This is a genomic window from Paenirhodobacter sp. CAU 1674, assembly GCF_029222945.1.
In the GTDB taxonomy this organism is placed as follows: Bacteria; Pseudomonadota; Alphaproteobacteria; order Rhodobacterales; family Rhodobacteraceae; genus Rhodobacter.
In genome coordinates this window covers 69401-94403 of record NZ_JARHUH010000011.1, presented here as the reverse complement: position 1 = coordinate 94403, position 25003 = coordinate 69401, and the positions used below count along the sequence as shown (strand labels likewise).

At 65.7% G+C, this 25003-nt stretch carries 22 protein-coding genes; 9 read left to right on the top strand and 13 right to left on the bottom strand.

What is annotated here, in order from left to right; genetic code table 11:
• Positions 1 to 32 precede the first annotated feature (32 nt).
• From P2G62_RS15445 to P2G62_RS15435, 3 genes are all read left to right on the top strand, one after another.
• Positions 33 to 3143, top strand: a complete 3111-nt coding sequence (locus tag P2G62_RS15445) for a hypothetical protein (RefSeq protein ID WP_275735816.1) — start codon at positions 33 to 35, stop codon at positions 3141 to 3143.
• Complete coding sequence (locus tag P2G62_RS15440; RefSeq protein ID WP_275735815.1) at positions 3140 to 4576, top strand: hypothetical protein; 1437 nt, start codon at positions 3140 to 3142, stop codon at positions 4574 to 4576. Before P2G62_RS15445 ends, P2G62_RS15440 begins: the two co-directional genes overlap by 4 nt.
• Before the next feature lie 178 nt (positions 4577 to 4754).
• Complete coding sequence (locus P2G62_RS15435; RefSeq protein WP_275735814.1) at positions 4755 to 5072, top strand: H-NS histone family protein; 318 nt, start codon at positions 4755 to 4757, stop codon at positions 5070 to 5072.
• Between the two features lie 79 nt (positions 5073 to 5151).
• Here P2G62_RS15435 and P2G62_RS15430 read toward each other — a convergent pair whose 3' ends face one another.
• The 10 genes from P2G62_RS15430 to P2G62_RS15385 form a co-directional block, all read right to left on the bottom strand.
• Positions 5152 to 6204: a dipeptidase gene (locus P2G62_RS15430; protein ID WP_275735813.1), complete on the bottom strand. Its 1053-nt coding sequence runs from the start codon at positions 6202 to 6204 to the stop codon at positions 5152 to 5154.
• Positions 6201 to 6971 (bottom strand): ABC transporter ATP-binding protein, encoded by a 771-nt coding sequence (locus tag P2G62_RS15425; RefSeq protein WP_275735850.1) that lies wholly within the window; start codon positions 6969 to 6971, stop codon positions 6201 to 6203. The genes P2G62_RS15430 and P2G62_RS15425 overlap by 4 nt, the downstream gene beginning before the upstream one ends.
• Positions 6972 to 6997: 26 nt before the next feature.
• Positions 6998 to 7825 carry an ABC transporter ATP-binding protein gene (locus P2G62_RS15420; protein ID WP_275735812.1) on the bottom strand — a complete coding sequence of 276 codons (828 nt, stop codon included), beginning with the start codon at positions 7823 to 7825 and terminating at the stop codon, positions 6998 to 7000.
• The gene (locus P2G62_RS15415; RefSeq protein ID WP_275735811.1) at positions 7822 to 8727 is read right to left on the bottom strand and encodes an ABC transporter permease; all 906 of its coding nucleotides are present in this window, start codon (positions 8725 to 8727) and stop codon (positions 7822 to 7824) included. Before P2G62_RS15415 ends, P2G62_RS15420 begins: the two co-directional genes overlap by 4 nt.
• Positions 8724 to 9779, bottom strand: a complete 1056-nt coding sequence (locus P2G62_RS15410) for an ABC transporter permease (protein ID WP_275735810.1) — start codon at positions 9777 to 9779, stop codon at positions 8724 to 8726. Before P2G62_RS15410 ends, P2G62_RS15415 begins: the two co-directional genes overlap by 4 nt.
• A gap of 2 nt (positions 9780 to 9781) precedes the next feature.
• Positions 9782 to 11377, bottom strand: coding sequence for an ABC transporter substrate-binding protein (locus P2G62_RS15405; protein ID WP_275735809.1), 1596 nt, complete (start codon positions 11375 to 11377; stop codon positions 9782 to 9784).
• Between the two features lie 166 nt (positions 11378 to 11543).
• Positions 11544 to 12164 carry a response regulator gene (locus P2G62_RS15400; RefSeq protein ID WP_275735808.1) on the bottom strand — a complete coding sequence of 207 codons (621 nt, stop codon included), beginning with the start codon at positions 12162 to 12164 and terminating at the stop codon, positions 11544 to 11546.
• Positions 12161 to 13945 carry a PhnD/SsuA/transferrin family substrate-binding protein gene (locus P2G62_RS15395; RefSeq protein WP_275735807.1) on the bottom strand — a complete coding sequence of 595 codons (1785 nt, stop codon included), beginning with the start codon at positions 13943 to 13945 and terminating at the stop codon, positions 12161 to 12163. Before P2G62_RS15395 ends, P2G62_RS15400 begins: the two co-directional genes overlap by 4 nt.
• Positions 13946 to 14027: 82 nt before the next feature.
• Positions 14028 to 16112: a c-type cytochrome gene (locus tag P2G62_RS15390; RefSeq protein WP_275735806.1), complete on the bottom strand. Its 2085-nt coding sequence runs from the start codon at positions 16110 to 16112 to the stop codon at positions 14028 to 14030.
• Between the two features lie 185 nt (positions 16113 to 16297).
• A complete protein-coding gene (locus P2G62_RS15385) occupies positions 16298 to 16792 on the bottom strand; it encodes a hypothetical protein (protein WP_275735805.1) in 495 nt (164 codons plus the stop codon).
• A gap of 224 nt (positions 16793 to 17016) precedes the next feature.
• On the opposite strand from P2G62_RS15385, the gene P2G62_RS15380 reads away from it, so the two are divergent.
• Both P2G62_RS15380 and P2G62_RS15375 read left to right on the top strand, forming a co-directional pair.
• Positions 17017 to 18255, top strand: a complete 1239-nt coding sequence (locus tag P2G62_RS15380; RefSeq protein ID WP_275735804.1) for a DUF2254 family protein — start codon at positions 17017 to 17019, stop codon at positions 18253 to 18255.
• A gap of 88 nt (positions 18256 to 18343) precedes the next feature.
• Positions 18344 to 19189 carry a PRC-barrel domain-containing protein gene (locus tag P2G62_RS15375; protein ID WP_275735803.1) on the top strand — a complete coding sequence of 282 codons (846 nt, stop codon included), beginning with the start codon at positions 18344 to 18346 and terminating at the stop codon, positions 19187 to 19189.
• 452 nt (positions 19190 to 19641) lie between these two features.
• Here P2G62_RS15375 and P2G62_RS15370 read toward each other — a convergent pair whose 3' ends face one another.
• Positions 19642 to 19815 (bottom strand): DUF1328 domain-containing protein, encoded by a 174-nt coding sequence (locus P2G62_RS15370; protein ID WP_275735802.1) that lies wholly within the window; start codon positions 19813 to 19815, stop codon positions 19642 to 19644.
• Between the two features lie 189 nt (positions 19816 to 20004).
• Here P2G62_RS15370 and P2G62_RS15365 point away from each other — a divergent pair, with 189 nt between their 5' ends.
• The 3 genes from P2G62_RS15365 (at position 20005) to P2G62_RS15355 (ending at position 21639) form a co-directional block, all read left to right on the top strand.
• On the top strand, positions 20005 to 20202 hold the full coding sequence (locus tag P2G62_RS15365; protein ID WP_275735801.1) for a PLD nuclease N-terminal domain-containing protein: 198 nt from the start codon (positions 20005 to 20007) through the stop codon (positions 20200 to 20202).
• Positions 20203 to 20407: 205 nt separating this feature from the next.
• Positions 20408 to 20785, top strand: a complete 378-nt coding sequence (locus tag P2G62_RS15360; RefSeq protein ID WP_275735800.1) for a phage holin family protein — start codon at positions 20408 to 20410, stop codon at positions 20783 to 20785.
• A 35-nt stretch (positions 20786 to 20820) separates the two neighbouring features.
• Positions 20821 to 21639, top strand: coding sequence for a hypothetical protein (locus P2G62_RS15355; protein ID WP_275735799.1), 819 nt, complete (start codon positions 20821 to 20823; stop codon positions 21637 to 21639).
• A gap of 265 nt (positions 21640 to 21904) precedes the next feature.
• Here P2G62_RS15355 and P2G62_RS15350 read toward each other — a convergent pair whose 3' ends face one another.
• A complete protein-coding gene (locus P2G62_RS15350; protein WP_275735798.1) occupies positions 21905 to 22102 on the bottom strand; it encodes a CsbD family protein in 198 nt (65 codons plus the stop codon).
• A 209-nt stretch (positions 22103 to 22311) separates the two neighbouring features.
• Here P2G62_RS15350 and P2G62_RS15345 point away from each other — a divergent pair, with 209 nt between their 5' ends.
• Positions 22312 to 23373, top strand: coding sequence for an AI-2E family transporter (locus P2G62_RS15345; protein WP_275735797.1), 1062 nt, complete (start codon positions 22312 to 22314; stop codon positions 23371 to 23373).
• 31 nt (positions 23374 to 23404) lie between these two features.
• Here the strand turns inward: P2G62_RS15345 and P2G62_RS15340 are convergent, their stop codons facing one another.
• Positions 23405 to 24988 (bottom strand): phospholipase D-like domain-containing protein, encoded by a 1584-nt coding sequence (locus P2G62_RS15340; RefSeq protein WP_275735796.1) that lies wholly within the window; start codon positions 24986 to 24988, stop codon positions 23405 to 23407.
• Positions 24989 to 25003 lie beyond the last annotated feature (15 nt).

Below are 25003 nucleotides of genomic sequence, written 5' to 3'. Positions count from 1 at the left end.
GCCTGACCGGGGACCGGGACGGAGGAGCCATGATGAAACGTCTGATGACCATGGTGTTCGGGGCGGTGCTGGCAGGGGGGATTTTGCTGTCCGCAGCCTATGCGCAAGACAGTGCCTATGATCTGCGCAGCGCCGAGTTCAGCGTGCCGGCAGGCTGGACACTGACCTATTCCAGCCGCGATCAGGAATATGATTTCGCCAGTCCCGACGGAAAATATCAGCTTTGGGCGCGCTGGTGGTTCCCGGACGAGCCGCTGCTGGGCTTCTCCGATATCGTGCGCCATGAAAAGCGCCAGCTGGCCGGGCAAGAGGCGCTGTTCATCCATCTGGAAAACGGGGCCGAGCGGACCCTGGAACTGGCCTTCACGCAAAAGGATGCCGAGGGCGAGATCTTCCTGTGGCAACTGACCGGGACGAATGTCCCGCTGGCCGAGCACGAAGCGATGTTCGCCGCGCTGCTGGCCAAGCTGTCGCTGAACGGGCAGCCCGTGGTTGCGGCACAACTCGCCCCCGTGCAGACCCCCACGGCGACACCGGCACCGACCGCCCCGCAAGGCGCGATGTATCGCGACCCGGACGGCGCCTTCGCCCTGCCCCTGCCTGCGGGCTGGAGCGTGCAGACCACCGCTGCCGAGGGCCTGCGTCAGGCGGTGCTCGTGTCGCCCGGTCGCGATGCGATGCTGCTGGCCAGCACGGCCTTTCCGGCCCGCGGGATGAGCGCGGCGCAGGTGCTCGATGAACATCTGGGGGTGCTTTATCGCGATTCACTGGTGGTCAAGTCGATCGAGGACGAGGCCTATCCCGATATCGCCGGAACCAGCATTCATGCGGTGGAAACCGTCGCAAAGGTTTATGCCATCAATGGGGTGGCAATGCCCTACACCCGTGGCCGGGTCTGGATCTATCGCGCGCCGGAAGAGGATGCCGGGCGCAGGCCGTTCCTGATTGTCTCGATCCGCCCGGAAAAGGCGCCTCAGGCGCTGAGCGACACATTGCAGGCCATCGCGATGGGCTTCACCTTTGACGCAGGAACGGCGCCGGTGCAGCAGATGGCCCAGACCGGGACACAGACGGTCCTGCCCGCCGATGCCGCGTTGCAAACGACCGCGCACGCGGTCGTGCCGGGTCAGGCCGCGCTGATCTTTGACGGGCACTCCTTGGCCGGGCTCGTGCCCTTTGCCTTCGACGCGGCCAGCTTCGATACCGATGCCGCATTGGGCAATGACGCCATCACCTACACCATCGCGCAGGGCAAGAAGTGGGCGAACCTTGGGTTTGCCACGCCCGGCGCCGCCCTGGTGATGCCGCAGCCCGGGGCCGAAACCGCACAGCGGATCACCGCCGTGATTGACGCCGACCGGAGCACCGGGATTTCCTTTGCCCTGACCCCGCCCGAGGCCGCCGACAAGGACCCCTACGAGGCGGCCGATCTGCGGTTGCAACTGCGAGCGACGGGCGAGGGTCAGGGCACGCTGGAACTGACCCAACGCACGCCGCGTCTGGTGCAGACCGCCGCTTTCCCCTGGCCGAAGGGGGATAGCCCGCTGCATCTGCTGCTGCGGCCCGATCAGGTGATCGAATTGCGCGCCGGGGATGGCAGCCAGATCGCGGAGCAGCCGCTGAGCGGCGCCTTTGCCGGGCGGGCTTGGGCGTTGCAAAGCTATCTGCAGGTGAACGCCAAGAACAGTGCCGCGGGGCTGGTGCTGAAACGGCTTTCGGTCGACACGATCCCCTTCGAACCCGCCCCCCGGCTCGACAGTATCGCCGAAGGCCCGCGGCAGGCGGTGCTGTTTGACGGCTACGCACTGGGCCGGATCTGGACCCGGGTGTCGCGCCGCGAAGGTCAGTTGGCGCGCTTCATCGCCTTGCGCGATGGCGCGTTGCGCGTGCACTGGACGCCCGAGGATGGCGGCAGCTGGACCGGCATTGCCACGCCTGAGGCGGTGCTGTGGCTTGATCGTTTCACCGGCGCGGCCGAGGCGCGGATCGAGCTGGCGCTGGCCGGGGCCGAGACCACCGATTTCGAAATCGCCCTGCAAAGCAGCTATGCCCTGCCCGGCAACCTGAGCGGCAACGGGTCTTATGTGCTGCGTTTCACCCAGGCGCCCGATGGCACGTTCAGCGCGCTCAGCGCCTTGCGGTCGCGCGAAAAGGACGGGCTGGAGGCCACGGGCCTGACGGCGATCCCCGACCGCGTGACGCTGGTGCTGCGCCCCGACGGGGTGCGGGTCGAGGGCCCGGGCCTGCCGGAGGGTGTGCTGCCCTTCGCCGAGTTGCAGGACGGCACCGGCCTGCGGCTGGCCATCCACGCCCGTGCTGCGCAGGATAAAAGCGGTGCGCTGGTGCTGCGCGGAGTGCGGGTGACCTATCGGCCGGGCGATTACCCCCCCGCCCCCGCGCCTGTTGCGGGTCAGGTCGCGCTGCCGCAAAGCGTGGTTTTCGACACCCGCCCCGGGTCCGGGTGGGAGCCGCACAGCGAGGGCAAGGCCGATTTTGCCACGCTTGCGCGGCAAGGCCCCGAAGGGCTCAGCCTGGCCCGACGTGTCCCGGTTCCCGACTGGAACCGCATTGCACTGATCGGAACAGAACCGGTTGTTAGCCTAGATTACCGCGTCGATACAACGCCTTATGAGCTGAACTTCAACCTGGACCCGGCGCCCGGGATCGGTGCGCGGATTTTCCTGCACACCGATCCGGCACGGTTCGAAGATGCCGCCAAGGTTGCCGTGACCCTGCGCGAGCTGACCGAAGGCCCCGAAGCCGGTGGGCTAGAGGTGCAACTGCATTCTGCGCATTTCAGCTATCAGCACTGGCGCCGGGTCTTGCCCCCCGAACAGTGGCGCAGCGGCTGGGACGGCAGCCTGCGCCTGCGCCTTGGGCCCGACTGGGTGGCGCTGGCCTTGGGGCGCGACTGGCTGATGCGCGGGCTGCGTAACAGCCGCGAATTCATGCTGGCGATCACCCCGGGGGGCCTGGGCAAAACCGACGGCGGCAGCGTCACGCTGCGCCGGATCACCGGCGGCTGGGTTACCCCCGACGGCATGACCGGCACCGAACGGCTGCGGCTGAGCGATACCGCCGAATTCGACCCGGATCTGTTTTTGGAATTTCTTGCAACCGAAACCGAAGGAGCTGCCCCATGACCCGCTGTTTCCCGCGGCATTTCGCACGGCATGCCTTGGTGCTCGGCGCCGCATTCGCGCTCGCTCCGGCCGCGCTGGCGCAGACTGGCCCCGATCTGTGGTCTATCCCCGACAGTGCGCCCACGCAGGGCGTGCAGAGCGACACCTCTGCGCTGGATATGCGCGCCATCGACAAAACCCGCGCGCTGGCCGATGCAAAACTGAAATCGCTGACCGAAAGCGGGCTGATGACGGCACGGATCAACGATCTGTCGGCCTATTCCGATGAAACCGTGGCCGGTCTGGGCAAGATTCTGGAAGAAGACAGTGATCCCTGCACTCAGGCGGTGCGCGCCGCGGTCTATCTGGACGGCCATATCGAAGAGGCCGACTGGACCGAGGTCGCCCGCGGGATCGAGCGGCCCTGGGAACTGGCAGGCGAGATCGCCCTCGATCAGTTGATCCCGGACATGAACGATGTGCTGACCGATCTGTTTTCGAAACTGAACGTGATCGACAAGGCGCTTGACGCTTATGGCGCCTATCAGAAAGCCAAGCAGCATTATGCCCAGACCCAACTGGTGCGCGATGGCATCGCCGCCAATGATATCGTGCAAGAGGCCGCGCGCGGGAATTGGACCGAAGCCGAAATTCAGCAAAAACGCGCCGCCCTGATGAAGGAGGCCCAAAGCGGCGCCGAAGAGATGTTGCGCGCACAGGAAAAGATCAAGGAGGGCCTGGAGGCCGTCGACAAGCGCTATGATGAAAAGGTGCAGATCGCCTATTACGAATTGAAGCGCGATATCGGAAAAGTGTACGGCACGATTTCCGATCGCGATCTGGACATGCTGATGGCAAACGGAAAGTTTCCAAATCTGAAGATGTCTTATGACGACAAGATCCTTGCGGCCGGAAATGAACGCGCGAAAGATCACGAAAGCGTGGTCGAGCGGTCCTATGCACTGATGCATAAAACCCAATTCGCCACAGAACGGGCGCTGGCGCAGGTCGATGCGCTGGCCCGCTATTCCGCCCCCTTGGCACGCGGTGATTGTGCCGATATCCGCCGCGACGGCCCCATTGCCAAACCCGTCAAAAAGCCCGACACGGTGAGCGAGGTTTTGAAACTGCCGCATGACAAGCTTATGATCTTTCTGGAAAAGATTGGCAGCAAACCGTCCGAGGCGATGCTGAATTGCGTTTGCCGGGCCGCCGGATATGGCAGCCCCGGCACCGCGCAGATGTATCACCCCGATACGCTGGGCACCTATGACAAACGCTATTCCTGCCAGCATCCGGGCGATCCGTGCATTGTCTCGGGCTATGGCTGCACCCGGCATCCGCTGCCCTCGGATAAAAGGATCTGGGACAGCTGTGCAGCCAGCACCGGCGAGGATATTACCGGCGCAATTACAGCCGCGGTAAAAGCACGGCAGGCCAAATCGGCCCCCTGAAATCACGGCGATCAAAAGGGATCGCAGTCGTGCCTTGCATAATGCCGTCCTGGCCGAAAGATTGACGCCTTATCGGCCCTGTGGCAAAAGCGGCGGATCGGCGGGCGGTTGTTTTATAACGCAATCGCCGGTCAATCCCCTGATGCGCCGCGTCAATCGGCCAAACCACAGGATGATTATGACTTATTCTGACCTGAACAGCCTGACCATTTCGGAATTGAAGCAGCTGGAAAAAGAAGTCGCCCGGGCGATTGCAAGCTATGAAAGCCGCCGCCGGGTCGAAGCCCGTGCCGAGGTCGAGGAATTCGCCCGCAAGCTTGGCTTCAGCATTTCCGATCTGGCCGCCACCGATGGCGGCAAGAAACGCGCCGCTATCGCGCCGAAATACCGCAACCCGGAAAACCCCGAACAAACCTGGAGCGGGCGCGGACGCAAGCCGCTGTGGTTCGTGGCGGCACTCGAAGCCGGGAAATCGCCGGACGACATGGCGATCTGACAGGCACGACCCGGCGCGCGGATGCGGGCCGGGTGATCGGCAGGGGCGCGGCCCCTGCCCTGTTTCGGGGTGCGGGGGATCAGTGCCCCCAGGTCCGCTCCAGCACGGCCAGCCAGTTGCGATGGGCCAGTTTCTCGATCAGCTCGGCGCCATAGCCATGCGCGGCCAGTGCATCGAGCATCCGCGGCAGACCCGCCACATCGCCCAGATCCGCAGGCACCGTCGCCCCGTCGAAATCCGAGCCCAGACCGACGTGATCCTCGCCCAGCTGGCCGATCAGATGGTCCAGATGGCGCAGCACCGGGTCCCAGCCGCTGAAGGCCTCTTTCTTGCCGGTTTCGGCCAGAAACACCGTGGCATAGTTCAGCCCGACCATACCCCCGCTGTCGCGGATGACGCCCAGCTGCCGGTCGGTCAGGTTGCGCGCCGAGGGGGTGATGGCATGCGCGTTGGAATGGGTGGCGACCAGCGGCGCGTCGGACAGCGCAGCCACATCGTTGAAGCCCGCCTCGTTCAGATGGCTCAGATCCAGCATGATTTTCAAGGCGTTACATTCGCGCACCAGATCCTTGCCCGCCGCGGTCAGCCCGTCACCCGTATCGGGCCCCGAGGGAAAGGCGAAGGGCACGCCATGGCCAAACGCCGTCGGGCGCGACCAGACCGGGCCCAGGCTGCGCAGCCCGGCCGCGTGCCAGACATGCAGCGCGTCCAGATCCGGGCCGATCGCCTCGGCGCCCTCCATATGCATCACGGCGGCGATCTTGCCCGCCGCCATCGCCGCGCGAATATCCGCGACCGAGCGGCAAATTTGCAGCGTTCCGGTCCGCTCCATCCACATCAGATGCCCCGCCATCGCCAGCGCGACGGGCACCGCATCTTCCAGCGGCACCGGATCGGGCAGCGGCAGGTGATAGGGCGGATGGTTCATCATCTCTTCGAAATCAGGCGCGTCATGCGGCATCGGCGAGGGAATATAGATCGCGAAGAACCCGCCCACGAACCCGCCCGCCTTCATCCGCGGCAGGTCGAGGTGGCCTTCGCCCTCGCCGGTCAGCCAGATTTCCTCGCGCCGTGCGGGATCGCGCAACAGGCGCAGCAGAAAATCGTTATGGCCATCAAAAACGGGGATCATGCGGTCACCTCTGCGCTATAGCCTTCCGAGGCCTTCAACAATGTCTTGGTGTAATCGGTTTGCGCCTGACGGGCGCGCAGCGCCTCGCGGGTCAGTTCCTCGACGGCCTGCCCGTGCTGCATCACCAGCAGCCGCTCGCACATATGCGACACCACCGCCAGATCGTGCGAGACAAGGATATAGGTCAGCCCGCGTTCGGCCCGCAGCCGGTCCAGCAGGTTCAGCACCTCGGCCTGGATCGAGGCATCGAGCGCCGATGTCGGTTCGTCCAGCAAGATGATCTCTGGCTCCAGGATCAGCGCGCGGGCGACGGCGACACGCTGGCGCTGCCCGCCGGACAGCTGGTGCGGGTAACGGAAGCGAAAGCCCTTGCCCAGACCCACATCTTCGAGCGCCTGCTCGATCCGTTCCTCGCGCCGGTCGAAGCCCTGAATCGCCAGTGGTTCGGACAGCACCGAGTCGATCGTGTGGCGCGGGTGCAGCGAGGCGTAAGGGTCCTGAAACACCATCTGCACCCGGCGGTAGAACGCGGCATCGCGCGGGGTGCGGATCGGCGCCCCGTCCAGCACGATGCGCCCGCCCGAGGTCGGCGCCAGCCCGCAGATCGCGCGCAGCACGGTGGATTTGCCCGACCCGCTTTCGCCGACGATGCCATAGCTTTGGCCCCGCCCCACGGTGAAGGACACGCCGCGCACGGCGCGTACATCTTCCAGACCGGCGCGGAAGGTGACTTCAAGGTTTTCGACGCTCAGCACGGTGTCGGTCATGGTCTTGTCGCTCATTTCGGCACCTGTCATTTCGTCCAGGCCTCGTCCCGGTTCAGCGTCGGCAGCGGGCGCTGATCGCCGTCGATCTTGGGCAGGCAGTTCAGCAGACCCTGCGTATAGGGGTGGCGGGCGTTGTGCAGATCGGCGGCGCGCAGTTCCTCGACCACCTGGCCTGCATACATCACCAGCACCCGGTCGCAGAAGCTCGACACCAGCCGCAGGTCGTGGCTGATGAAGATCAGCCCCATGCCGCGTTCGGCCACCAGCTTGTCGAGGATGCGCAGCACCTCGATCTGGATCGTCACATCCAGCGCCGAGGTCGGCTCGTCCGCGATCAGCAGATCGGGCGCCGAGACCAGCATCATCGCGATCATCGCGCGCTGGCCCATGCCGCCCGAAAGCTCGTGCGGATAGGCGCGGAACACCCGTTCCGGGTCGCGGATCTGCACCGCCTCCAGCATTTCAAGGGCGCGTTTTTTCGCCTCGGATCGCGGTGTGCCGTGGGTGCGCAGGGTCTCCATCAATTGCTTGCCCACCGGCATCACCGGGTTGAGCGAGAATTTCGGGTCCTGCATCACCATCGACATGCGCCGCCCGCGCAGCGACCGCCATTGCCGCGCATCAGCCTGGCGCAGGTCGATGCCGTCAAACTCCAGCCGGTCGGCGGTGGCCACGCCCGGTTTCGGCGTCAGCCCCAGAATGGCGCGCCCGGTCTGCGATTTGCCGGACCCGCTTTCTCCAACGATTCCAAGGCGTTCACGGCCAAGGTTAAAGCTGACGCCGCGCACGACCTCGGCCGGACCCTGACGCGTGGGATAGGTCACGCGCAGGTTTTCTACGGATAGCAAGCTCATTTGCGCCCCTTCGGATCAAGCACGTCGCGCAGGCCGTCGCCCAGCAGGTTGAACCCCAGCGAGACGATGAAAATCGCGATGCCGGGCATCGTGGCGACCCACCACTGGTCGATCAGGAAGCGGCGGCCCCCGGCGATCATCGCGCCCCATTCGGGTTGCGGCGGCTGCGCGCCAAGGCCCAGGAACCCCAGGCCAGCCGCCGTCAGGATGATCCCCGCCATGTCGAGCGTGACCCGCACGATGACCGAGGACATGCACAGCGGCACGACATGTTTCCAGATGATCCGGGTCGAGGAGGCGCCTTGCAGCCGCGTGGCGGCGATGAAATCGCTGTCGCGGATGGTCAGGGTCTCGGCCCGGGCCAGACGGGCATAGGGCGGCCACGAGGTGATCGCGATCGCGATGATCGCGTTTTCGATCCCCGGGCCCAATGCGGCGACGAAAGCCAGCGCCAGGATCAGCCGCGGGAAGGCCAGCACGACATCGGTGAAGCGCATCAGCACGGTATCGACCCAGCCGCCGAAATAGCCCGCGGTGGTCCCCACCAGCAACCCGATCGGCGTGGCGATCACCGCCACCAGCGCCACCACCATCAGCGTCAGCCGGGTGCCATAGATCAGCCGCGACAGGATATCGCGCGCCAGATCGTCGGTGCCCAGCAGGTGCCCCGGCGACAGGGGCGGCAACAGCCGCGAAGTGTTCAGATCCTTCCCCACAACCGGGTCATAGGGCGCCAGCCAGGGCGCGAAGACCGCCACCAGCACCAGCGCCAGCACGATCGCCAGCCCCACCATCGCCAGCCAGTTGCCACGCAACGCCAGCCAGGTGCGGTAACTCTGCCCCAGCCGGGCCTGACGGCGCGAGGTGGGGTGATCGGACAAAAGCCATGCACGCGTGCTCATGCGCGCCTCCGCACGCGCGGATCGAGCACGTTATACAACAGGTCGGACAAGAGGTTCAGCCCCACGAAGATTGCGCCGATCACCAGCGTGCCCCCCAGCACGGCATTCATGTCGGCGTTTTGCAGTGAATTGGTCAGATACTGGCCCAGACCCGGCCAGGCAAAGACGGTCTCGGTCAGGACCGAGCCTTCCAGAAGCCCGGCATAGGACAGCGCGATCACGGTCACCAGCGGCACCGCGGCATTGCGCAGCGCATGCACCCAGACGATGCGCCATTCCGGCACGCCCTTGACGCGCGCGGTGGTCACATATTCCTGCGCCAGTTCGGCCAGCATGAAGCTGCGCGTCATCCGGCTGATATAGGCCATCGAGAAATAGCCCAGCAGCGAGGCGGGCAGGATGATATGCGAAAACGCATTGGCAAAGGCGCCCCATTGCCCCTGCATCGCCGTATCCCACAGGATCAGCCCGGTTTTCGGCGTGAAGGCATATTCATAGGCAATGTCGATCCGCCCCGGACCGGCGACCCAGTGCAGCTTGGCATAGAACACCAGCAGGCCCAGCAGACCAAGCCAGAAGATCGGCGCCGAATAGCCCACAAGCCCCAGCACCCGCACCAGCTGGTCGGGCCATTTGCCCTGCCGCACCGCGGCCCAAATCCCCGCGGGCACGCCCACGACCGTGCCGATGATGATGCCCACCGTCGCCAGTTCCAGCGTCGCGGGAAAGACCCGCGCGATGTCGTCGACAATCGGACGTTTCGACAGGAACGAGATCCCGAAATCGCCGGTGAACACTTTCTGAAGATACATCCAGAACTGTTCCCACAGCGGTTTGTCGAGGCCCAGCTCGATATAGACCCGGTCATAGACCGATTTGGGCGCGCGGTCGCCCACGACCGCCAGCACCGGATCGACCGGGACGATCCGCCCGATCAGAAAGGTCACGAGCAAGAGCCCGAAGAAGGTTACGGCCACCGTCAGGACCAGCCGCGCGAATTTCCCAAGCCAGAGGGCGCCGCGGCGCCCTCTGAGATGTGTTGTCCCGGTCATGTTTATTTCGTGACCTTGGCAAAGGAGTTGTCGTTGAACGACGGCCCCATCACGAAGCCCTTCACGTTGTTACGCTCGCCCAGAACCTCGATTTCCTGGAACATGATGACGAAGGGCGACGTTTCCATGCTCTCCTTCTGCAGCTCGACATACATCTGCGCGCGCTTGTCGGCGTCGGCTTCCAGCACGGCGGCATCGGCCTTGGCGGTCATTTCCGGGATGTCCCAGGCGTTGCGCCAGGCCAGCGGTTTCGAGGCCGCATCGTCGCTGTTGTCGGGGTTGCGCGCGAAGGTATCGGCGTTGGTGTGGGGGTCCTGATAGTCCGGCCCCCAGCGGCCGATATAGATGTCGTGGTTGCGCGCGCGATATTTGGTCAGCGTCTGGCCGCCATCGCCCGGGATCAGTTCCAGCTTGATCCCCGCCATCGCCATCGTCTGCTGGATCGCCTGCCCCATCGCGGTGATTTCGGGCGTGTTGCGGGTATCCATGGTCACGGTGAAGCCCTCGGGCACACCGGCCTCGGCCAGCAGTTCCTTGGCCTTTTCGACATTCAGGCTGAAGGGCGTGTCATTGACCGCACCCAGGAAGCCCTTGGGCAGGAAGGCCTGGTGAACCTCGACCTTGCCGGCCATGATGGTGTCGGCGATGGTCTGGTAATCGACCAGATATTTCATCGCCTGACGCACTTGCGGCTTGCTCAGGAATTCGTTCTTCTGGTTCAGACCCATGTAGTAGATCGACCCCTTCACGCCGGCTTCCAGCGTCACGTTCGGGTCCTGTTTCAGCGCCGCGATGTCTTCGGCCGCCAGGTTGCGCGCGATGTCGATATCGCCTTGCTGCAGCAGCAGACGCTGGGTCGCGGTTTCCGGGATGTGGCGATAGATCGCCCGCGCCATCGCCGGTTTGTCGCCTGCGTAATTCTCGTTACGCTCCAGCACCACGACTTCATTGGCGCGCCATTCGCGAATCGTGAACGGGCCCGAGCCGGCGTAGTTCACCTTCAGCCATTCATAGCCGAAATCGCCGTCGACCTCGTGTTCCATGACCAGCTTCTTGTCGACCACCATCGCGACGGTCGCGGTCAGGCAATACAGCACCAGCGTCGGCGCGTAGGGCTTGTCCATCTTGAAATCGAAGCTGTAATCGCCGGTCTGCACGATCAGATCATCGACCGTTTCGGGGGTGAAGCCGAACTGCGTCAGGATGAAGGCGGGCGATTTGTCCAGCTTGACCGCGCGGGTCAGCGAGAACACCACGTCTTCGGCGGTGATCGGGTTGCCCGAGGCGAAGCTGCGGCCTTCCTTGACCTTGAACGAGATCGTCTTGCCGTCTTCCGAAATCTCCCAGCTTTCGGCGACCTTGCCGAAGATGTCGGCGACGTTCTTCGGGTCGTAACCGATCAGCGTTTCATAGGTGTTGCCAGCGATTTCAGAGGCGGTGAATTCGAAAATCTCGGCCGGATCGAGCGAGATGATATCGTCGATCGTCCAGGCCTGAATCAGCGTATCCGCAGGCGTTTCGGCCCAAAGGGTGACCGGCGCGGCGCTCAGCATCAACGCCGAGACCGTGGCCGTCAGCAATGTTCGGCGGTGAATCATGGAATTCCCTCTCTGTTGGTTTTTCAGTGCAGCTGCCGCCCGGTGTTCCGGGTCGACGGAATGTGACGATTAATCGCTTGGTCAAAAATAGTGTCAAGGCGAAAGCACCCTGCCCGCCCGGATAAGCCGTCTCGCACCGCCCCTTGCGCAGCAAGCGGGCGCATATTCAATCCAGGGTTGCGATCAGCCGCACCAGTTCAGCCACAGATCCGGCCTGCATCTTGGCCATCACCGCGGCCCGGTATCCCTCGATCGTCTTGATCGACAGGTCCAGATCCTGCGCCATCACCTTGTTGGCCTTGCCCGCAAGGATACCCTCCAGCACCTCACGTTCGCGCCGGGCCAGCCGCTCCAGCCGCGCCGCGATCTCGCGGCGCTGCGCATCCTGCGTCAGCCGGGCCCGCGACACCCGCAGCGCTGCCTCGACCAGATCCAGCAAGTGTTGTTCCTTGAAGGGTTTTTCGATGAAGTCGAAGGCCCCGGCCTTCAGCGCCTCGACCGCCATCTGCACGTCGCCATGGCCGGTGACGATGACGATGGGCAAGGGAAAATCGCGCGCCGCCAGCAGGCATTGCAGTTCCAGCCCGCTCATCCCCGGCATCCGCACATCCAGCACCAGCGCGCCGGGGCGCATCGTGCCGGGCGCGGGCAGATCGGCCAGAAAGGCATCCGCCGCATCCCAGGCCCGCGCCTGCAGCCCGACCGAGGCGAACAGGAAACACATCGAATTGCGCATCGCCTCGTCATCGTCGACGATCAGGATCAGCGCGTCATCGGTCGGGCTCATCGGCAGTCCTCCGGTCTTGCCACGGGCAGCGCGAAGCGCATCGTCAGCCCGCCGTCAGGTTCGGCCTCGGCCCAAAGCCGCCCGCCGTGGTTTTCCGCAATCGTGCGGCAGATCGACAGCCCCAGGCCCAGCCCGCGCGGCTTGGTGGTATAGAAGGCGTCGAACAGATGCGCCTCGGCCTCGGGGCTGAGCCCGCAGCCGTGATCGCGCACCGCGACGGTGACGCGCGCGCCATCATTGCGGGTGCTCAGCACGATGCCATGTGCGCGCGCGGCGCCGTCCTCGGCCATCGCGTCGACGGCGTTTTGCAGCAGGTTCAGCAAGACCTGTTCGACCTCGTTGCGGTCGGCACAGACCGGCGGCAGATCGGGCGTCAGGTCCAGTGCAACGGGAATCCCGCGCCGCGCCGCCGTCGCCTCGAAAAACCCCAAAGCCGCGCGCAGCACCTCGTTCATGTCCAAGAGGCCGCGCTGCGCCTCGCGGCGGTGCATGAAGGTGCGGATCCGGCGGATGATCGCACCCGCGCGTTCCGCCTGCCCCGCGACACCGCGCGCCCCGTCGCGCAGAAACGTCAGGTCGGGCGCGCCCCGGTCGATCGCGCGGGTCATGCCCTCGGCATAATTGGCGATGGCGGCCAGCGGCTGGTTCAGCTCATGCGCGATTCCCGAGGCCATCTCGCCCAGAATCCCCAACCGCGAGAACTGATCGCGTTCCTCGCGGTGCAGGCGGGCGGCACGTTCGGCTTTCTCGCGTTCGGCGATTTCGCGCGTCAGCTCGGCGGTGCGGCGGCGCACCAGCGTCTCGATCCGGGCGACATGCACCACCCACCAGGCCAGCGCCAGCGCCGCCAGCGCGAACCAATGCCAGTGATCGCGGATGTAATCGCCCAGCGAGGGATGCGCGAGATAGGCATAGGGCCCGATCTTCAGATCGCGATAGAGCGTGTGAACGGCGGTGTAATCCTGCGGGGCGGTCCAGGCGCGGCCATCGACCGGCGCCATGCCCAGAAGCGCCGCCGTGACCGCCTTGGCCAGATCGGGCGGCGTGGCCGACAGGCGCGCAAAGGGCCAGTCGGGATAGAGTTGCGACGACACGGCGCAGGGAAACTGCGGCGTATCGCGGCGCCCCAGCACGGCGAATTCGTCGGGTCCGACCTGACCCGCGGCGATCTGTTCTTCCAGCAGGCAGGCGCGCAGCACCCCGGCCTCGGCGCGGCCTTCGCGCAGCGCGGCGATCACGCCCTCCATCGGGAAGCCGGTTTCGACGAGCGCGCCCAGACGGGCCTGCGCCACCCCCGCCGCGGCCAGTTCGCGCCGGATCACCAGCCAGCCGCCAAACGCGCCCTGCGACACCACCGCCACCCGCTGCCCCGCCAGATCGCGCAGCACCTGCGGACGATCCGCGCGGTTCGGCACGATCACCGTCGATCCCACCGTATCGGTCGGCACCGCGTGATCGCGGCTTTCCAGCGTCGCCAGCCGGGTCACGCCGAAACGCGCCTCAAGCGCGATGTAATCGCCGGGGTTGGTGATGACGAAATCCAGATCGCCCGTGCGCACCGCCTCGGTGATGCCCGCCAGATCAAGCGGCACCATCACGAACCGGTCCGCGCCGCCAAGCCGGCGGTTCAGATGGTCCACCGTGGGCGCGAAATCCTGCGCCGCGCGTTCCGAGCCTTGAAACGCCAGAACGCCGATACGCAGATCGCGCGCCAGTGCGGGGGCGCACAGCCCCAGCACCAACGCGCAGGCGATCATCAGACGAGAGGCAAACAGGATCATGCCGGTCACAATGGCGCAGGCGGGTGGCAATGGAAAGACCGGCCCAGGGACGCGGGGCCGGCCTTTCACGAGGCGCGCGCGATCAGTAGCGCGCATCTTTCGGTTTCGGATCGTTGGGCCAGTCCTTCACCTTGTCGGGGAAGTCGGGGCGCGGCATGTGGCTGAAATACTCGGCCACATCCACCGCGTCCTGATCGCTCAGGCCACCCTGCCCCAGCGGGAACTTGCCATGCGCGGCAATCGGCATGTTCTGCTTGACGAAGGCCGCCGCCTTGAAGGTCCGCGCCATGCCCGCGCCGATGTTATAGGACCGATCCCCCCAAAGCGGCGGATAGACCACGCGCCCGGCCGCATCGTTCAGGCCCTCGCCATTCTCGCCATGGCAGGCGGCGCATTGCGCGGCGTAGATGTCCTTGCCGCGCACCGGGTCCGGGGTCAGCGAGGTGTCGACCTTGCCGATGCCGCGGCCGGGCACCTTGTCCTCGGGTTTGGTTTCGCCCTTCATCCAGTCGAAATAGGCGATCATCGCCTTCATGTCGTCGCCTTCCTTCGCCAGCGGCTTGCCGTTCATCGAGCGGCGGAAACAGCCGTTGATCCGGTCTTCCATGGTAATCACCTTGCCCGCCCGCAATTGATAGGACGGGAAGAAGGCGGTGATGCCCACATAGGGCGAGCCATCGGCCACCGTGCCCGCGTTCAGGTGGCACGAGGTGCAGTTCAGATCGTCGCCCACGTTGTCGGGCAGCAGATCGCGGGTCTCGGCGTTCAGGCGCATGCCCCGGACCAGTTGTTCGGCATTCGGCGCGGCCAGCATATCGGCCAGGCGCGGGGTTTCAAAGGTCGCGTCGTCGATCGCGGGGTCGAGCGTGGCACGCGCCTGCGCCACCTGTTCGGCGCTGATCGGCGCCGCGCCCGCGCCCCAGTTGCCGCGCACGAAGCTCAGGATCTGCGCGATCTCGGCATCGGCCAGCTTGGCAAAGCCCGGCATGTGGAAGGCCCGCGGGTGCGCCTCGGTCACCGCCGTCTGCCCGCCGGTCAGGGTGATGTGAATGAGCGTGGCGGGATCGTCGGCCGCGATCGTATGGTTGCCGCCGAAGGGCGGAAACACGCCCGGCACGCCTTCGCCATTCGGGCGGTGGCAATCCGAACAGAACTGCATGTAGCCCAGCCCGCCCGGCGTGCGATAGGTATCTTCGGGCACCGCGGCCGCCACCACCTGTGCGGGGGGCTCGACCGGGGCCGGACGCTCGGCAGGCAGCGATTTCATGTAGACCGCCATCGCGGTCAGGTCTTCGTCGCTGAAATGCTGGGTGGAATGGGAAATCACATCGACCATGCTGCCCGAGACCGTGGCGAACCGGTTCTGCCCGGTTTTCAGCAGCTGCACCATGTCGGGCACGGTCCACAGGTTGCGCAGATTGACCGCGTTCCAGTTCTCGACCTGCGCACCGGCCAGGAATTTATCGCCCTTCGCGCCGGTCTCGTCCATCGTGACTTCCTGAAAACCCACGCCGCGCGGCGTATGGCAGGCACCGCAATGACCGAGGCTTTGCACCAGATAGGCGCCGCGGTTCCATTGGGCGTCCTGTTCCGGGTCCGGGGTGAAGGGCACCTGTTTCAGGAAAGCCAGGTTCCAATAGGCCAGACCCCAGCGCTGGTTGAACGGAAAGCCCAGATCGGTGCGCTGATTTTCCTGCGCGACCGGCGCCAGACCCTGGCTCAGATAGGCCCAAAGCGCGCCCATGTCTTCGTCCGACATCCGCGCATAGGACGGGTAAGGCATTGCCGGGTAAAGATGGTGGCCATCCGCCGCCACCCCCTTGCGCATCGCCCGATCGAACTCGCCAAAGCTCCAGCCGCCGATACCGGTTTCAGGATCGGGGGTGATATTGGTCGACCAGATCGTGCCCATCGGGCTTTCCAGCGCCAACCCGCCTGCCATCTCGACCCCGTCTTTGGCCGTGTGGCAGGCCACGCAATCGCCCAGCTCCGCGATATAGCGCCCGCGCGCGATCAGATCGGGGCTGGCGGTGCCGGTGAAGCCCGGCGACAGATCGGCCACTTTCGGCGGCAGCGCCAGCCACAGCGCGGCCCCGCCCAGGATCACGGCCATCCCGCCCAGTGCGATTGCGATTGTTCTTGTGCGACGGCTTTTGTCCCCGGCCATGACCTGCATCCCCATGATTGCGATGGACCAAGGCTAGAAACCTGCGCGGCCCGGGACAATTCGGGACTATCCCGCCCGCGATCAGGGTTTCCCCGGGTCCGGGCTGGCAGGTGCATAACAAAAAACGCCCCGGACCATCGGGCCGGGGCGTTCGGGGTTACGGCTGCGAAATCGGCAGGAACCGCTTACTTCAGCTTCTGCACGACGTGATCGGCAAAGGCCGCGATCATCGCGTCGTAATATTCCTGGCTGTCGCTCATGATCGTCGACAGATCGGTGCCCGGGGCAAAGAACGGGCCGGCATCCGCGAAGCTCACGCTCAGGGTGTAGGCATCGAACTTGCTGTGGTCGCTGTCATGGGTCACGCCGACATCGCCATCCATGTGCGAATCCGCCACGCCCAGTTCGGACTGGAAGCTGTTGGCCAGTTCGACCTCGTTGATGTCGATGGTGATCTTGCTGCCGGTTTCGCCCATCTTGCCATCCAGAGCGGCGATGATGGCATGCTCCAGATCGTCCGACAGATGCGCGTAATGCTTGGCGGCGGCCGGATTTTGCAGCGCCTCCAGATCGGTGGTGACCTCGACATCGCGCACCATGACTTCGGCCAGGGTCGGGGCGGCCGTCGCGGTGGCGATGACAAGACCCGTCAGCAGGCTGCGTGCGGTGGTGGTGAACATGATCTCACTCCTCAATCGTTGATCGCGGCCAGACAAGGGCCGTCTGCCACAACAACCCGCCCGCCCGCCTGCCGGTTCCCACCTTTCACGCCGACGCCTGCCGACCGGCGGGGCGATTTTTTTTCGGGAACCGAAAGCACAAGCCCTGCGTTTACAACGCAGAAATCGGGGCAGAGACCGGACCCGAAGGCGGGTGCAGGTCCCGGGAAAGGCAGCTTCGGACGATGACATGGCGCACCCCGTTCACCGCGCTTCTGACCGTTCCCGCCTCGATCGCGCTGCTGATCGCGGCGGCGGGCTGGGTTCTGGTCATGGCCGAACGCCTTTATGGCACGCCCGCCTGGCTGATGCCCCTTGACGCCGAGGCCGCGCGCACGATCCTGTCGGTCATCGCAACCAGCACGATGACCGCGCTTTCCCTGACCTATTCGCTGACGCTGGTGGTCTTCACCCTTGCCGCGTCGAGCATCGGGCCGCGGCTGCTCAAACGCTTCACCACCGAACGCGCCAATCAGATCACGGCCGGATTGCTGGGCGGCACCTTCCTTTTTGCGCTGGTGGCACTTGGCTTTTCGGGCGCACAGCCTGCGCGGATCGCAACGGTATGCGCGGGCGGGCTGGCGGTCGCCTCGGTGGTGCAGCTGATCTGGTTCGTGCGGATGGTCGCGCAGTCGGTTTCTGTCGATGACGAACTTGCCAAGATCGCCGCACGGCTGCGCGTCGATCTGGCGCGGCTGCGTGACAACAGCGCCGAAGACATCGCCCTGCCGGAGGCCGCGACCTTCACCCCCTGCGCGGCGGTGGCCGAACCGGGGTATCTGGCCCGGCTGGACCGCGCCGGGCTGGTCGCATTGGCCGAAAAGGCTGGGATCGTGCTGCGGGTCGAACATGCCGCGGGCGCCTACCTGTTTCCCGGCACGCAGGTGCTTTCGCTCAGCGGCACGGCCTCGCCCGACGTCATGGCAGAGTTGCAGGGCTTCGTGCGGCAAGAGCCTGCGCGGTCAGACGCGGGGACGGTGTATTTCTCGCTCAATCTGCTGGTAGAGATCGCGTTGCGCGCGCTTTCGCCCGGGGTCAATGACACCTTCACCGCGCTGGCCGTCAGCGACATGCTGTCAGGTGCGTTATCCGAGGTCGCCCGCGCCCGCCCCCGTCCCGAAGTGCTGCGTGGCGCCGATGGGGCCGCGCGACTGATCCTGCCCGGCGCTGCGATCCGCGCGCTTCTTGATGAAGCCTATAATCCGCTGCGCCGTGCCGCCGCAGGCAACATCCTGATGGCACAGGGGATCGCCCGTGCCTATCAGCGCCTGTTCGCCGCCGGACATGCCGAAACCCGGGCCGCGGTGCGGGCCCATGCGGCGGCGCTGCTGGACGGGCTGATCCGGCACGGCCATGACGATCTCGACATCGCGGCGGTGCGCGATTTGATGCCGGGTCCGGTGTCGCCCGATCACGGCTGCTAAAAAATTCCGGGAACCCTTCAGCGCCCGGCACGTTGGTGATGCAAGCGCAACGGCGCTTTCACAGGACCGACAAACGGAGGATACCCCTATGAAAAACCTCATGATTTCCAGCGCTCTGGTGGCCATCACCGCGACTGCTTCCTTTGCCGAGGATGCCATGTTCCGCGCCGAGGCGAACCCGATGGATGTGCAGATGTCCGAGTTCATCGGCCAGCGCGTCTACAGCTCGGAAGCGGCGATCGAGGGCACCGAGGCCAACGGTATTCAGGACGGTTGGGAAGACATCGGCGAGATCAACGACGTGATCGTGTCGCGCGACGGCACCGTTGCTGCGGTGCTGGTCGACATCGGCGGTTTTCTTGGCATCGGCGAGCGTCAGGTTGCCGTCGACATGAACGCCCTGCGCTTCGTTTCCGACAGCGCCACCGCCGATGACGAGACCGACTATTTCCTGGTGATGAACGCGGCGCGCACCAACCTTGAAGAGGCGCCGGCCTATAGCTGGGGTGAAGCGGCCCAGCAAAAGATGCAAGAGGTCGGAACCGCGGTGAGCGATGCCGCGACGGATACCGCGAACGCCGTCAGCACCGCGCTGAACGACACCAAAGACTCGGTGACGCGTCAGCCGATGCTGGTCGAAGGCTATCAGGCCGTGGGTCCGACCGAACTGACCGCCGACATGCTGGTGGGCACCTCGGCCTATGACGCGAACGACGCGCATGTCGGGGAGGTTTCGGAACTGATCCTCAGCGATGACGGGGCCGTGACCCATATGATCGTCGATGTCGGCGGCTTCCTGGGGCTGGGCGAAAAGCCGGTCGAACTGGCGCTTGGCGACATCGACATCCTGAAGGAAACCAACGGCGATGACCTGCGCGTCTATATCGGCAAGACCCGCGCCGAGCTGGAAGAGATGCCGACCTACAAGAAATAAGACCCGCCGCGTCGCCTGACGCTGCAATCCCCGCCGCGGCCTGTCCAGATCTAGACAGGCCGCGGTTTCATGTCTGCGGCAATCCGACGTCGCGACACGGCGGCCAAAGCCCATGGCCTGCGGCGGCTCCCTTGGAAGAAGCGGATGCCGCGGATATCTCCCTCCCCTCAGGCCCGGCCCTGCCTTGCGTCCCCCTTGCTGCATCGGCGCCTTCCTTTGCCCGCCCTCCGGGTGCACGATCTTTCCCCAGCCCACCTCCCCTGTGCTGGCCTTTGACTTTCCCGTCATTGTCGCGCGGCTTTGCCCCCCGTATCGTGCAGGTCATGGCCTGACCCGCCCGCGCCCTGTCCCACTCATCTGCACTGCCCCGGCATGCACACGGCATAAGAAAACGGGCCGGTGAGAATTACTCACCGGCCCGTTTTGGCCGCGTCGTATCAATCTGGTGTCGATCAGAGCGGCGGTTTGCCGCGCAGCGCGCGCGCCAGCATCGCGACGACGAAAAGGATCAGGAAGATCACGAAGAGGATCTGCGCGATCCCGGCAGAGGTGCCGGCGATCCCGCCGAAACCCAGAGCCGCGGCGATCAGCGCGATGACAAGAAACGTAAGGGCCCAACCCAACATAGTATTGCTCCTGTTGCTGTTGCATGTGGTCGTGAATGCAGATGCAAGACCAACGCCCCAAGCGGCAAACGGTTCCCGAACCGAGCAAGGAACCGTTCCGACACGGCCCGATCGCCCCGCAGCGGCGGCACAGGGAACCCATGGTCCCGCGCAGGCGTTGCCTTTGAAACCCACGCAACGGAGGACATCATGGAAATGAACATGTTTGGTGGCATTTCGGGACTTGGCGGGCTGGTGCTTCTGGCACTCGACATCTGGGCGCTGGTCTCGATCGTCGGCTCGAACGAAAGCACCGGGCGCAAGGTTCTCTGGGCATTGCTGGTGATCGTGCTGCCGTTGCTGGGCTTCCTGATCTGGCTGGTGGCAGGCCCGCGCGCCCGCGGTTGAACGCCTGGAACAAAAATGCCGATGGCGCGTTTACTCCGGGCAAGACACGTCGTTTACTCCCGGCATGACGCGTCACGGCGCACAGGATGCGACCCGGCGTGCATCATCCACCAACGGAGGTTCCGGTGACTTCACGCATCGCCAATCCAATGATTTCCCCCCTCGCCCCCGCATCTCGCGGCACAGATCAGCGCGGGAGGCAGCGATGAGCGACGATCCGCATACCCAGCCGCCGCACGGCCTGCTGGCCACATTGATCGACGTGTTGGTCGAGATGGCCCAGGCGCATGTCGCACTGGCGCGTGCCGAACTGGCGCGCGTGTTGCGCAGGATCGGCGCGGGGCTGGTGTTGTTCGCCCTTGCCGTGGCGCTGGCGCTGGCTGCGCTCAACCTGTTGGCGGGGGCGGCTGTGTCGCTTCTGATCGCGCAGGGGTTGGAACCCGGCTGGGCGGCGCTGGTTGTCGCGGCGATGATGGGGTTGAGCGCCGCCGTCGCAGCCCTTGTCGGCCTGCGTGTGCTTCGCCCGGCCAAGCTTGTGCCCTACCGCCGGACACCCCCTGACAGCCGGTCGCGACCATCCTGACACTGGAAATTCCGACATGGAAGGAGACCCGAACCATGACCCGTCACATCAACACCGATCCTTTTGAAGACGATCTCGATCGCAGCCGCGCCCGGCTGCGCGCCACTCTTGACGCGCTGCAGGACCGTGTGGGCATCGACTTTCTTGCGCAAGAGGCCCTTGGACTGCTGCGCCACAACGCGGCCGACTACAGCCGCGTGATCGGGCGCGCCGTGCGCGACAACCCGCTGGCCGTGGCGCTGACCGGCGCGGGGATTGCCTGGTTGCTTCTGGGGGCCAAGGGTAAATCCTCGGCCGAACCGGACGAGGCCCCGGCCGCGCGCATGGCCGCGAAGGCGCAGGATGTGGCCGATCTGAGCGCCGCCGAACTGACCGATCTGGAACGCTGGTCCGAACGCCTCGATCAGTTGCGCGAGGCGTCGTCCGAGGCGCTGCGCAAGCTGGAACAGACGGCGCGTGACCGGTCGGGCGATCTGCGCGATGTCGCGGCAGAGCGCGCGAAGGTTCTGGCCCGCTTTGCCGAGGACATGCAGGCCAGTCTGCTGGATGGGCTTGACGGGCTTGAGGACAGCGCCCGCGACCGTATCGTGGCGGCCCGCGAGGCGGCCTATGCCGCACGGCTGCGCATCGAGGCCTCGGCACGCAGCGGCACCCGCGAAGCGGAGCGGCTGGTGCGCGAACACCCGATGGTCGCGGCGGTTCTGACGCTGGCGCTCGGGGCGGCCCTGGGCGCCGCCCTGCCCCGGCGCGCGCACGCCGAGCCGAAGGACAAGAGCCGCGCCGGGGAAGACAGCGCGGAATTGATGGCAGCGGCGGCAGAGCTGCTGCGCAAGGCCCGGGCGCATAGCGCGTAACCCGCGATACGGCGTCCGGTCGTCCCCAGGGCAAACGCGCCTTTCCCTCGCGCAGCCCGCCCCCCTGACCCAGCCGTAGCCGGCCGTCGCGCATCTGCGCGGCGGCCGGTTTCGCAATGGGGTGTCATGGGGCGTCGCCCGCTGGATCGCTGCGGTTCCGGTTTCCAAACGGCCCTGCGCCGTCCCTCCGCCGCAAACGCACAACGCAAAACGCGCCCCCGAAGGGGCGCGTTTCACAGGCTTTCGCCCGACGGTCCGGCGGCGATCAGAGGCGCCCGACCCAGTCGTCGACTTCGCGCTCGGCCGCCTCTTTGGCGTGGCCGTATTTCTCTTGCACAAGCCCGACAAGCTGCTCGCGGCGGCCTTCGACGCTGTGCCATTCGTCGTCGGTGATATCACCCCATTTGGCCTGCGCCTTGCCCTTCAGCTGTTTCCAGTTGCCGGCGATCTGATCCCAGTTCATGTTGTCCTCCTAGAGTTTGGTTCACGGGAGTAGTGCAGAAACAACGTTCCGATCGCGGCCCTGTTCCCCACAATATTTCGCGCGCCGCAGGAAACCGCCCCCATCGCCAGCGCGTTCACACACGGGGAACGGGCGCGCGCAGGCGCCGATCCCACAGGGAACAAAACCTGCCGCCGGACGTTGCCCCCTGAACCACGGAGGACCGCATCTTGGACAAGACAGAACGCCTGGCGCATTACGCGGTGATCGCGATTGCCGTGATCGCACTTGTCGCAGCGATGAGCCTTGGCGAAGCGATCCTGGCGCCCCTGACGCTGGCGCTGGTGGCCGGGGTGGTCCTTTCGCCGCTGTCGGATTTCTGGGAAAACCGCGGCTATTCGCCGGTCTGGGGCGCGCTGCTGGGATTGGCCGCGACGCTTCTGGTTGCCGGCACGCTGGTGCTGACCTTCCAGCCGGTGGTGGCGCGACTGGTGGTGCAGGCGCCCAAAGTCTGGTCGGACATGCAAGAGGTCGTCCACAGCCTGCGCGGCCTGATGCGCGGCTTGTCCGCCGTCAGCGAAGGCGTCGCCGACGCGATCACCCCCGAAGCACATGCCGCCACCGCCACCGCCGAGGAAAGCGTCACGATGCCCTCGGTCGCGGATGCGCTGATGGCCGCCCCCGCGATCCTGTCACAGATCCTGATCTTTGCCGGGTCGCTGTTCTTTTTCCTGCTGACCCGCAGCGAGATCTACGGCTGGGTGGCACGGCACCTGTCAAGCGCCTGCGGCCGGGTCGAGATGGCACAGCGGCTGCGCCGCGCCGAACGCCATGTCTCGCGCTACTTCCTGACGATCACGCTGATCAACGCGGGCCTTGGCGCGATCACCGCGACGGTGCTGCAACTGCTGGGCCTGCCCAATGCGATGATCTGGGGCGTGGTCGTGTTCATGGTGAATTTCGTGGTCTATCTGGGCCCCGCCGTGCTGATGACAGTGCTGCTGTTCGTGGGCGTGGCCGAATTCGACGGTCTGGTGGCACTGGCGCCGGCGGCCGCGTTCCTGATGCTCAACACGCTCGAAGGGCAGTTCGTTACGCCTGCGCTGGTGGGGCGGCATATGGCCATCAACCCGCTGCTGGTATTCCTTGCGCTGATCTTCGGCTTGTGGCTGTGGGGGCCGATCGGAGGGATCGTGGCGATCCCGCTGCTGCTGTGGGTGCTGGTGCTGAACGATGCGATCCGGGCGCCCGGCAATCAGGGTGCCGCACCCCCCGCCGCCGAGAGCCGGTGACAGAGGGTCCCGTCACCGCGCCAGGCCATCGTCAGACCATCTCGCCGGGGACCAGCGGCACCTCTGTCGCATGTGCCGCCGCCGCGACCATGTCATAGGGCAGGATGAATCCGGCGCGGTCCTGCGGCGCGGCGCGGGCATTTTCTTGCGCCAGGCGGCGCCATTCCGAAACCGCCCGCGTAGTATCGAAGAACCCCTCGCCCGCGCCCGCCGGCAGCCAATGCGCCATCACCTGATTGCGCAATGTCTGAACATCGCGACGATGGGTAACCAACAGCCCGGCCTCGGTATCCCAACGCAGGCTGCGCCCGTTCAGATTGGCCGAAGACACGATGGCCGCGGTATCGTCGAAGATCGACACCTTGGCGTGGATATACACCAGCGGCGCACCGTTCAGCCGGTCGCGCCCGTGATCGTGCCGCGCGCCGCCCTCTTCGGCCGGGCGCGGCTGCGCGGCGCCCCCGACGAACAGGCGCGCACCGAAGGCACGGGTCAGGATCCTGAGCGCCCGCGCCTGCATGAATTCGCCAAACCGACTGTCGAGACTGGCCTTGCGGCGGAAGGCGACCTCTTCGGGGGCGCCCGGCAGAATCAGGATCATCCCCAGCCCTGGGTTGTCACGCGCCAGATCGGCCAGATAGCGCGCCAGATGCAGGTCGCGGAAATACTGTGTCTCGACATAAATCAGCCGCCGGGTCCGGCGGGCGTAATGCTCATGGGCAGTGGCGATTTCCTGAACGGCGGGCGCGGGTCCGAAATGGACCGCATTCCATGCCCGCCGCTGCGACAGCGTGCGCAACAGAAAACGCTGGCGTGGCGGTGCCGCTTGCTGCCCGGCCGTCACCGCCAGAAAGCTTTCCAGATGCGCCTGCGCCTCGGCCGCCGCAGGCCCGTCGACCAGCAACTGCACATCATGCCAGGTCTGTTCGGCTTCCTGCCGGTGCGCGGGGGTATCATAGCGGCGCTCGTCCAGATCGAGCCCCCCGATATAAAGCCGCTGGCGGTCGAACACGGCCAGCTTCTGATGATGGGTCGCCGGGCACAGGCAGGGCAGCGGCCACAGCCGCGGGCGGCAGCGCCCGTCACGGCCGGTCACCAGAAATTCCCTCAGCCCCGGCATCTCGCGCAGGGCGGTGGCGCGTTCAGCAGCAGGCCGCCGGTTGAGCCACCGCGCCGCGCGGGTCTGCCGGGCCACGATCATCGGCCAGACCGCCAGCCGCGGCAACAACCCGGTGCGCGCCGGATGCATCGCGGGAACCACCCGAAGCCGCGCCTGCGGGCCGACCAGCTCTGCTGCCGCGATCAGCCGGCGCACCGACGCCCAGGTTGCGCGATGTAGCGACGGGCGTGCCACCGGGTCGAAATCCGTGATCGCGATATTCACCGCGACGCCACGCGCCAGCGTGTGCACGATCAGGTCGAACCAGGTCTCGCCCACCGCCCGTGCCGCGCGCGAACGCAACCGGGTCGTCACATCGAAGATCCGGAAACTGGCCCAGATCTCGGTCTGAGCACGCAGGAATTCCCGTTCCAGCACGGGATAGGCCTGCGCTGCGGTCAGCAAAGGCCGGAACGTGGACTGGGGGGCGGCTTTATAGGCGAAAGGCTTCAGCATGACAGCTTAACGCCC

Bases quoted from the DNA above. Each gene is read 5' to 3' on its own strand.
- P2G62_RS15445 (WP_275735816.1), top strand. From the start codon at position 33: ATGAAACGTCTGATGACCATGGTGTTCGGGGCGGTGCTGGCAGGGGGG.
- P2G62_RS15440 (WP_275735815.1), top strand. From the start codon at position 3,140: ATGACCCGCTGTTTCCCGCGGCATTTCGCACGGCATGCCTTGGTGCTC.
- P2G62_RS15435 (WP_275735814.1), top strand. From the start codon at position 4,755: ATGACTTATTCTGACCTGAACAGCCTGACCATTTCGGAATTGAAGCAG.
- P2G62_RS15430 (WP_275735813.1), bottom strand. From the start codon at position 6,204: ATGATCCCCGTTTTTGATGGCCATAACGATTTTCTGCTGCGCCTGTTG.
- P2G62_RS15425 (WP_275735850.1), bottom strand. From the start codon at position 6,971: ATGACCGACACCGTGCTGAGCGTCGAAAACCTTGAAGTCACCTTCCGC.
- P2G62_RS15420 (WP_275735812.1), bottom strand. From the start codon at position 7,825: ATGAGCTTGCTATCCGTAGAAAACCTGCGCGTGACCTATCCCACGCGT.
- P2G62_RS15415 (WP_275735811.1), bottom strand. From the start codon at position 8,727: ATGAGCACGCGTGCATGGCTTTTGTCCGATCACCCCACCTCGCGCCGT.
- P2G62_RS15410 (WP_275735810.1), bottom strand. From the start codon at position 9,779: ATGACCGGGACAACACATCTCAGAGGGCGCCGCGGCGCCCTCTGGCTT.
- P2G62_RS15405 (WP_275735809.1), bottom strand. From the start codon at position 11,377: ATGATTCACCGCCGAACATTGCTGACGGCCACGGTCTCGGCGTTGATG.
- P2G62_RS15400 (WP_275735808.1), bottom strand. From the start codon at position 12,164: ATGAGCCCGACCGATGACGCGCTGATCCTGATCGTCGACGATGACGAG.
- P2G62_RS15395 (WP_275735807.1), bottom strand. From the start codon at position 13,945: ATGATCCTGTTTGCCTCTCGTCTGATGATCGCCTGCGCGTTGGTGCTG.
- P2G62_RS15390 (WP_275735806.1), bottom strand. From the start codon at position 16,112: ATGGCCGGGGACAAAAGCCGTCGCACAAGAACAATCGCAATCGCACTG.
- P2G62_RS15385 (WP_275735805.1), bottom strand. From the start codon at position 16,792: ATGTTCACCACCACCGCACGCAGCCTGCTGACGGGTCTTGTCATCGCC.
- P2G62_RS15380 (WP_275735804.1), top strand. From the start codon at position 17,017: ATGACATGGCGCACCCCGTTCACCGCGCTTCTGACCGTTCCCGCCTCG.
- P2G62_RS15375 (WP_275735803.1), top strand. From the start codon at position 18,344: ATGAAAAACCTCATGATTTCCAGCGCTCTGGTGGCCATCACCGCGACT.
- P2G62_RS15370 (WP_275735802.1), bottom strand. From the start codon at position 19,815: ATGTTGGGTTGGGCCCTTACGTTTCTTGTCATCGCGCTGATCGCCGCG.
- P2G62_RS15365 (WP_275735801.1), top strand. From the start codon at position 20,005: ATGGAAATGAACATGTTTGGTGGCATTTCGGGACTTGGCGGGCTGGTG.
- P2G62_RS15360 (WP_275735800.1), top strand. From the start codon at position 20,408: ATGAGCGACGATCCGCATACCCAGCCGCCGCACGGCCTGCTGGCCACA.
- P2G62_RS15355 (WP_275735799.1), top strand. From the start codon at position 20,821: ATGACCCGTCACATCAACACCGATCCTTTTGAAGACGATCTCGATCGC.
- P2G62_RS15350 (WP_275735798.1), bottom strand. From the start codon at position 22,102: ATGAACTGGGATCAGATCGCCGGCAACTGGAAACAGCTGAAGGGCAAG.
- P2G62_RS15340 (WP_275735796.1), bottom strand. From the start codon at position 24,988: ATGCTGAAGCCTTTCGCCTATAAAGCCGCCCCCCAGTCCACGTTCCGG.